Annotated in this window: 10 protein-coding genes; all 10 read left to right on the top strand. The window is 41.3% G+C overall.

Annotation, left to right across the window (positions count from 1 at the left end; genetic code table 11):
- The first annotated feature begins 236 nt into the window (after window positions 1-236).
- On the top strand, window positions 237-428 hold the full coding sequence (locus ACSLGF_RS16490) for a sigma factor G inhibitor Gin (RefSeq protein ID WP_017359334.1): 192 nt from the start codon (window positions 237-239) through the stop codon (window positions 426-428).
- Window positions 429-556: 128 nt separating this feature from the next.
- Window positions 557-1,171: a 5-bromo-4-chloroindolyl phosphate hydrolysis family protein gene (locus ACSLGF_RS16485; RefSeq protein ID WP_456007231.1), complete on the top strand. Its 615-nt coding sequence runs from the start codon at window positions 557-559 to the stop codon at window positions 1,169-1,171.
- A gap of 19 nt (window positions 1,172-1,190) precedes the next feature.
- Entirely contained in the window at window positions 1,191-2,255 is a 1,065-nt protein-coding gene (locus ACSLGF_RS16480; protein WP_456007229.1) for a toxic anion resistance protein, read from the top strand.
- Window positions 2,256-2,332: 77 nt separating this feature from the next.
- Complete coding sequence (locus tag ACSLGF_RS16475; RefSeq protein WP_456007227.1) at window positions 2,333-3,742, top strand: aminotransferase class I/II-fold pyridoxal phosphate-dependent enzyme; 1,410 nt, start codon at window positions 2,333-2,335, stop codon at window positions 3,740-3,742.
- Entirely contained in the window at window positions 3,739-4,377 is a 639-nt protein-coding gene (gene tmk / locus ACSLGF_RS16470; protein WP_410612240.1) for a dTMP kinase, read from the top strand. Before ACSLGF_RS16475 ends, tmk begins: the two co-directional genes overlap by 4 nt.
- A 79-nt stretch (window positions 4,378-4,456) precedes the next feature.
- Window positions 4,457-4,786: a cyclic-di-AMP receptor gene (locus tag ACSLGF_RS16465; protein ID WP_456007235.1), complete on the top strand. Its 330-nt coding sequence runs from the start codon at window positions 4,457-4,459 to the stop codon at window positions 4,784-4,786.
- A gap of 12 nt (window positions 4,787-4,798) precedes the next feature.
- Window positions 4,799-5,239 carry a YaaR family protein gene (locus ACSLGF_RS16460; RefSeq protein ID WP_456007225.1) on the top strand — a complete coding sequence of 147 codons (441 nt, stop codon included), beginning with the start codon at window positions 4,799-4,801 and terminating at the stop codon, window positions 5,237-5,239.
- Window positions 5,240-5,250: 11 nt separating this feature from the next.
- On the top strand, window positions 5,251-6,240 hold the full coding sequence (holB, locus tag ACSLGF_RS16455) for a DNA polymerase III subunit delta' (protein ID WP_456007223.1): 990 nt from the start codon (window positions 5,251-5,253) through the stop codon (window positions 6,238-6,240).
- Window positions 6,241-6,242: 2 nt separating this feature from the next.
- On the top strand, window positions 6,243-7,070 hold the full coding sequence (locus ACSLGF_RS16450) for a PSP1 domain-containing protein (protein WP_456007221.1): 828 nt from the start codon (window positions 6,243-6,245) through the stop codon (window positions 7,068-7,070).
- A 14-nt stretch (window positions 7,071-7,084) separates the two neighbouring features.
- Window positions 7,085-7,438 (top strand): DNA replication initiation control protein YabA, encoded by a 354-nt coding sequence (gene yabA / locus ACSLGF_RS16445; RefSeq protein ID WP_087978476.1) that lies wholly within the window; start codon window positions 7,085-7,087, stop codon window positions 7,436-7,438.
- Window positions 7,439-7,486: the final 48 nt, after the last annotated feature.

Genomic DNA, 7,486 nt, shown 5'->3' with positions numbered 1-7,486 from the left:
GTTAAGCTCTTCAGCGCCGATGGTAGTTGGGGGTTTCCCCCTGTGAGAGTAGGACGCCGCCAAGCCTTTCTAAGGATCAGTTCCAGACGGAACTGGTCTTTTTTGTGTTTTAAGAAAAGGAACAAACACTCGATCTGGGATGGGTACATATACTAAACTACCATCTAAAACTTTCTTAATTTTGTATACAATTGAAAGCGCTAGGGCATACTGAAGCTATAAGTGGAGGTGTCACAATGAGCAAAAAAGAGCGAGAAGCGATTTGTTTGATCTGTGAAGAGAAAAAGACAAAGGGAATATATTTATATCATCAGTTTTTGTGCCGAGACTGTGAGCGAAAGTTAATTTCTACATCGACCTCGGATCCTAGCTATGCCGATTATGTAAGAAAGCTTAAAAATCTTCATACGCCGCCTTTGTATTCATAGACCACTAGATGGTCTTTTTTTATGAGCTATCGAGGATTGGGCCTGTTTTTTGGAACTTAGTTTGGACAACAACCGTAATAAATAATAAGATAAACAGAGAGCCTGATTATTCATAGGAGTCGATGAACATGAAATCAATCTTTTTCACATTTATATGGGCCATCCTCTCTACTCTTTTCTCGATTGTGATTTTAACCGTCAGTATTGGGGTTTTCCACCATCATGTTGGATTATCGATACTGTATTCGATGATTGGGTGGGGCGCGATGTTTGCAGGAAGCAGATGGGTTGCTTTCCAGTTGTTTTTAAAGAAGCACGGACTGTCTCGTAGTGATTATGTATATATTAAACAGCACTTAAAAGAAGCAGGGCAAAAGCTGGTTCGTTTGAAGAAAGCTTTATTTGCTGTGAAAAACATGCAGACGATCAAACATAATTATGAAATCCTTCGGCTTGCACGACGAATCTATAAAATTACAAAAAAAGAGCCGAACCGATTTTATGATGCACAACGATTTTATTTCGAAAGTTTGGATTCTGTCGTTGAACTAACCGAAAAATATACACTACTGTATAATCAGCCTAATCGCAGTCATGAGCTTGAAATGACACTGAGCCAAACTCGAGTCACACTGACAGAGCTGCAAAGGCAATTGACGAATGATTTGCAGCAAGTATTAGGAAGAGACATAGAAGCCCTTCACATTGAACTTGAAGTGGCCGATAAAATGATCAAAAAATAGATGAAAGGAGTCAGACTCGATGAAACCAGAAGATCAAGTCACACCACCATCAGCATCTACCACAGATCTTCAGTTTCGGGTGTTTGATACCTTATCTGATGAGGAAAAACAAGAGGCCATACAGCGGGCTGAAAAGATCCCTGACAATCCGCAAAAGCTGCTTTTCTATGGTACACGTGTGCAGGAACGATTATTGGAACAATCACAACACATGATGAAATATGTTGAGAAAAAAGATATCGATCAAATAGGAGATGTGCTTGAAGCTTTTTTGCAGCAACTACATTTAGTGGAGCCAGAGGATTTACTGCCAAAGAAGCAGGGCCTTTTTTTGAGGTTGTTTCATCGGGGGAATCGTTCTACTCAGGAGATCATTTCTCGTTTTAAACAAGCAGAAGTTCAAATAGAGAGATTATCAGCAAGGCTTCGTTACGCAAGAGGCGTATTAATCTCCGACCATAAGTTATTAGAGCGTTTATTTGAAGAAAATCAATCATATTTCCAAGAGATGACGCTACAGGTTGCGGCAGTTGAAGCGAAATTGACACATTTAGAGAAGCAGGTCCTATCAGAAGCGAAACATTCTAATGATCGGACATTAGAGGAGCAATTGATGAGTCAGGAAGTAAATGAGGAAGAATACGTGGAGAGATTGAAAGAACGGAAGTATGATTTGCTGTTAAGCCGGCAAATTGCACTGCAATGTAATGCCCAAATTCGGATGATTCAGCATACAAATCATACATTAGCCAATCATATTCAATCAACCATCTCCGCATCTATTCCTCTATGGATCAACCAAATGTCGATTGCATTAACTCATATTCAGCAGCGAGCCAATTCAGCACTTGAGCAGCGAATCCAACAAACATATGAAAAGGTATCAAAGCAGCAAGGACAGCTTCTTGAAGACGCATCATTAACGCCTATAGATACGTTGAAAAAGGTTCAACGCCAATTAGCCGAAACATTACAGGAAACGTTACAGGTGAAAGAACATGGGAGCCAAGAGAGAGCTCAATTAAAAAGCAACATGTACGAGGCGGAGCAGAAGCTGGCGAATCATAAACCAATAAAGGAATGAGAATCCATCTTTCAGTTCACTTGTTTGAACGTTATAATAGAAATAAGATATCGTTTAAGTGAAAAGGGTCGATTTGTTTGAAAACACCTTTATATACAGCATTATCACAACATGCGGAAAAGAAGCCTTATTCTTTTCACGTTCCAGGACATCACAATGGAGATGTCTTTTTTGATGAGGCACGGTCCTATTATGCATCAATTCTTCAGCTGGATGTGACGGAGCTTGAAGGTCTAGATGATCTCCACCACCCGACTGGTGTGATTCAAGAGGCAGAGGAATTATTGGCAAAGCTATATGGGGCAAAACAAAGCTTTTTCCTAGTGAATGGCACAACGGTCGGAAATCTAGCGATGGTAATGGCTGCATGTCATACTGAAGATGAGATTTTTGTTCAGCGAAATTGTCATAAGTCTGTTTTCCATGCGATTGAGCTTGCAGGAGCAACGCCTATTATGTTAGAAACTGAGATCGATTCATGCTTGCACGTCCCAACCCATGTTACTGATGAAACAGTCAAAAAAGCCATTGCAAAACATCCTAACTGCCGGGCAATCGTTTTGACGTATCCGAACTACTATGGACATGCAGCTGATTTATCAAAGCTGATTCAAATGTGTCATGAAGCGGGAATCATTGTTTTGGTTGATGAGGCGCATGGTGCGCATTTTGTATTAGGCGGCGCCTTTCCTCCATCTGCCCTTTCCTACGGAGCTGACGTGGTGGTACAATCAGCACATAAAACCCTTCCGGCGATGACGATGGGTTCTTATCTTCATCTTCAAGGGGACCGAATAGATGCGAAGCGTATGAAGACATTGTTAACGATGCTTCAAAGCAGTTCACCTTCTTATCCAATTATGGCTACGTTAGATGTGGCGAGAGCTTATGTTGAGGAGGTCAAGGGAAAAGGGAAATTGGACGGAATCATGAGAGGACTGGCAAAGCTGAAAGAACAGTTCAACAGGATGTCCAATCTCGAAGTGGTCGAGTCTGACTCGTTATCGACGGATCCATTAAAATGCGTCATTCGTTCAACAAAAGGGCTGACAGGCTATGAACTAAAAAAGGTGCTTGAATCGGTTGATGTTCACCCAGAACTTGCGGATGAACATCAAGTCTTACTCGTTTTTGGTCTAGGCCAATCGAAGGACATTCCTTTTACAGCCATAGAGCAGGCTCTTCAGCAAAGTCATTTATCGCTTGAAAAAAAAGAGCATCTTCAAAAGACGACGCGATTCATAGAGGTCGATCAGCAAAGACAAGACATAGAAGCCGTCCCATTCGAAAAAGCAGCAGGCCGGATCAGTGCAGAATCGGTGATTCCCTATCCGCCTGGCATTCCTTTGATGATTAAGGGAGAGCGTATTGAAGCGGATCAAATTTCGAAGTTAAGCCGTTTGCTTGGACATCACGTTCATGTTCAAGCAAGTCAGGTGATTCACCAGAGAAAATTATATGTTTATATAGAAGAGGAGACACTATGAGTGGTATGTTTATTACGTTTGAAGGGCCAGAGGGTGCTGGAAAAACGACAGTGATACGAAAAGTGTACGAAGAAATGGAGCGCCAAGGATATGCAGTGATGGCGACACGAGAGCCAGGAGGCATCGAAATTGCAGAGCAGATTCGTGAAGTCATTTTAAACGAAAAAAATACAAAAATGGACGCAAAAACAGAGGCATTGCTGTATGCAGCAGCAAGAAGACAGCATTTGGCTGAGAAGGTAGAACCGGCATTGCAGCGCGGAGACACGGTCTTATGTGATCGTTTTGTCGATAGCTCCCTTGCTTATCAAGGCTATGCGAGAGGGCTTGGGATTGAAGAAGTAAAATCAATTAACGATTTTGCCATTAATGGTACAATGCCGCAAATGACCATTTACTTTTCCATTACACCAGAGGAAGGTCTAAAGCGAATCGACGCCAATCAAGGAAGAGAAAAAAATCGATTAGATATGGAGACCCTGAATTTCCACCAGCTGGTCAGAGAAGGCTATGAATTACTGATTGCGCAATCACCAGAACGATTCCGTGTAGTGGATGCGTCTCAGCCGATGCAGGATGTCTATGAAGAAGTGCTTCAATTGATTCAGGACACATTAAAGAAAAATCAAATATGACCTGATTCCCAATCGTTGTTATAATATAGAGGAAGACATCGGCATGTCACCTGTGCCTAAAACGAAGGAGGCCAATCAAATGAAATTAATTGTTGCCGTTGTACAGGACCAAGATAGCAGCAAGTTGTTGAAAATATTGACTGAACATCAATTCGGCGTGACAAAATTAGCTTCAACTGGTGGGTTTTTAAAGTCTGGAAATACGACTTTTATCATTGGTTGTGAGGATGTCCGAGTGGATAAGGCATTACAGCTTATAAAGGAAAATTGCCGTAAACGTGATCAAATGATCGCGCCTGTATCACCAATGGGTGGAAATGCAGATTCATACGTACCATACCCTGTTGAGGTTGAAGTTGGTGGAGCTACTGTCTTTATTCTGCCAGTTGAACAATTTCATCAATTTTAAGGATGGGTTGCTGTGAAAATTAATCAAGATATGCGGCTGCTTTTAGAAAAGCGTGAACTTCAAGCGATTAAAGGAAGCCAGTCATCTGCTTCTTTTAAAGCTTCTATGGAGACGCAAAGCGGCAAAATGCGCTTAGAACAACTGACGGTCATGCTGAGTGATATCGAGGTGTTCGGTAAAAAGCTGACAAAGTCACGAAACCTAAAGGATTTGGCCAGGTTTAAAGGACTTGTGAAGCGTTTTGTGAAAGAGACCGTCGATAATGGATTAAATATAGAGACGTCAAGGAGCTTTGACCTTTATGGCAACACGCGAACACTTGCTTTAGTCAAAGCATTAGATGAAAAGCTTATTGAATTAACAGAGGATATGATGGATCAAGAAAAACCCTCTATTGATTTGCTTGAACGTATTGGAGAAATAAAAGGTTTATTGATTAACCTTTACACATAGTGAGTGATAACATGGCAATTAGCTGGGATGACATGAATGATTTGCAGCCGCGCGTCATGCGGCTGATTTTTAATAGTATTGATAAAGACCGACTTGCCCATGCTTACTTATTTGAAGGGAAAAAAGGGACAGGAAAGCTAGATGCTGCCATGCTTTTGGCTAAGAGCTTTTTTTGCTTGGAAGCAGGAGTGAAACCATGTGAATCCTGTCAAAACTGCAAAAGGATTGAGTCTGGAAACCATCCAGATTTACATTTAGTGCAGCCTGACGGCCAATCGATTAAGAAAGCGCAAGTGCAGGCTTTGCAGGAGGAATTTACAAAAGCAGGTGTAGAATCGCACCGGAAAATGTATATCATTCTTCATGCGGACAAAATGACGGTCAATGCCGCGAACAGTTTATTAAAGTTCCTAGAGGAGCCTAATCGGGAAACGATGGCGGTTTTAATCACTGAGCAATCGCATAAAATGCTGGATACGATTATTTCAAGATGTCAGATGCTTAGCTTTCAGCCGCTGCAGCCACAATCCTTGGAGCAGCAGCTTTTACAAGAAGGCGTATCTCAGCATCTTGCAAGGCTTTTGTCGAATTTAACTAATAATTTAGCAGAAGCACTCGAATTAAGTCGAAATGATCAGTTTGCAGAGTCTAGAGGGAAAGTGATAAAATTGTATGAAGTCTTACACCAGCGAAAAGAACATGCATTTTTTTATATACAAGATCAATGGATGCCTTTTTTCAAAGAGAAAGACCTTCAAGAAACAGGTCTGGATATGCTTTTATTTATATATCGTGATGTATTGTCGATTCAAATAGGAAATGAAGATAAAGTCATTTATCAAGACTTATTCCAGACAATGAAGCAGCACGCGCTGCATTCCACACAGCAGATGGTGACGAACCAGATCCTTGCTGTATTAGAAGCGAAAAAGAGACTTCAATCCAACGTGAATGCCCAAGGGCTAATGGAGCAATTGGTGTTGATGTTGCAGGAGGGATAAGCTTGTACAACGTAATTGGTGTTCGCTTTAAAAAAGCGGGCAAAATCTATTATTTCGATCCTAATGGATTTCATATAGAAAATGATAGTTGTGTCATTGTAGAAACGGTCAGAGGGGTTGAGTACGGACAAGTGGTCATCGCGAATAAAAAAGTAGATGAACACGACGTGGTCCTTCCTCTACGTAAGGTGATTCGTGTAGCAGACGAACGAGACCGGCTCATCGTTGAGGAAAACAAAGAAGCTGCGATGACAGCCTTTGATACATGTCTTCAGAAGGTAAGTGAACACGGCCTGGAAATGAAGCTAGTCGATGTTGAATTTACATTTGACCGAAACAAGGTTATCTTCTATTTCACAGCGGACGGCAGAGTAGATTTTCGTGAGCTGGTGAAGGATCTTGCATCGATTTTCAAGACGAGAATTGAACTTCGCCAAATCGGTGTAAGAGATGAGGCAAAAATGCTGGGCGGCATAGGTCCTTGTGGAAGAATGCTTTGCTGTTCAACATTTCTAGGAGATTTTGAACCGGTGTCCATAAAAATGGCAAAAGATCAAAACCTGTCGTTAAACCCTACGAAAATTTCAGGGCTTTGCGGCCGTTTGATGTGCTGCTTGAAATATGAGAATGATGAGTATGAAACAGCGAAAGAACAATTACCGGATATCGGTGAAACGATTCAGACGTCTAATGGCTCTGCAAAGGTAGTAGGGCTCAACATTTTAGAACGAATTTTGCAAGTTGAATTAACCGGGCAAGAAAAAGTGGTAGAATATACTTGGGAAGAATTATTACAAGAAGGCGTTGTATCTGCACAAACAACTGAGTAACGAGGTGTGCCACCTTGGATAAAAAGGAACTATTTGATACGGTGATCAATTTAGAAGAACAAATCGGTTCTCTTTATCGACAGCTAGGAGATTTGAAAAATCATATCGGTGAAGTGATTGAAGAAAATCATCAGCTTCAGATGGAGAATCAGCACTTGCGTGAACGTCTGGATCAATCCGATCGAGACAAATCGTCTGAGGCGGAGAATGATTTTGCCCAGAAGCCAAGTCATTCTGATATAGGAGAAGGTCATGATAACCTTGCTCGGTTATATCAGGAAGGCTTCCATATTTGTAATGTACATTATGGGAGCATTCGTAAAGAGGGAGACTGTTTGTTCTGTCTGTCATTTTTAAATAAAAAATGAGAAAAGGCTTCCGCTGAATCGGGAGCCTTTTTCACAGGAATAGAAAGG

The sequence above is a fragment of the Bacillus sp. A015 genome (assembly GCF_053851875.1).
This window is presented reverse-complemented; position numbering and strand designations above follow the sequence as displayed.

What these genes read in the sequence shown, in the direction of transcription:
- ACSLGF_RS16490 (WP_017359334.1), top strand. Translation starts at nt 237, where the DNA reads ATGAGCAAAAAAGAGCGAGAAGCGATTTGTTTGATCTGTGAAGAGAAA.
- ACSLGF_RS16485 (WP_456007231.1), top strand. Translation starts at nt 557, where the DNA reads ATGAAATCAATCTTTTTCACATTTATATGGGCCATCCTCTCTACTCTT.
- ACSLGF_RS16480 (WP_456007229.1), top strand. Translation starts at nt 1,191, where the DNA reads ATGAAACCAGAAGATCAAGTCACACCACCATCAGCATCTACCACAGAT.
- tmk (WP_410612240.1), top strand. Translation starts at nt 3,739, where the DNA reads ATGAGTGGTATGTTTATTACGTTTGAAGGGCCAGAGGGTGCTGGAAAA.
- ACSLGF_RS16465 (WP_456007235.1), top strand. Translation starts at nt 4,457, where the DNA reads ATGAAATTAATTGTTGCCGTTGTACAGGACCAAGATAGCAGCAAGTTG.
- holB (WP_456007223.1), top strand. Translation starts at nt 5,251, where the DNA reads ATGGCAATTAGCTGGGATGACATGAATGATTTGCAGCCGCGCGTCATG.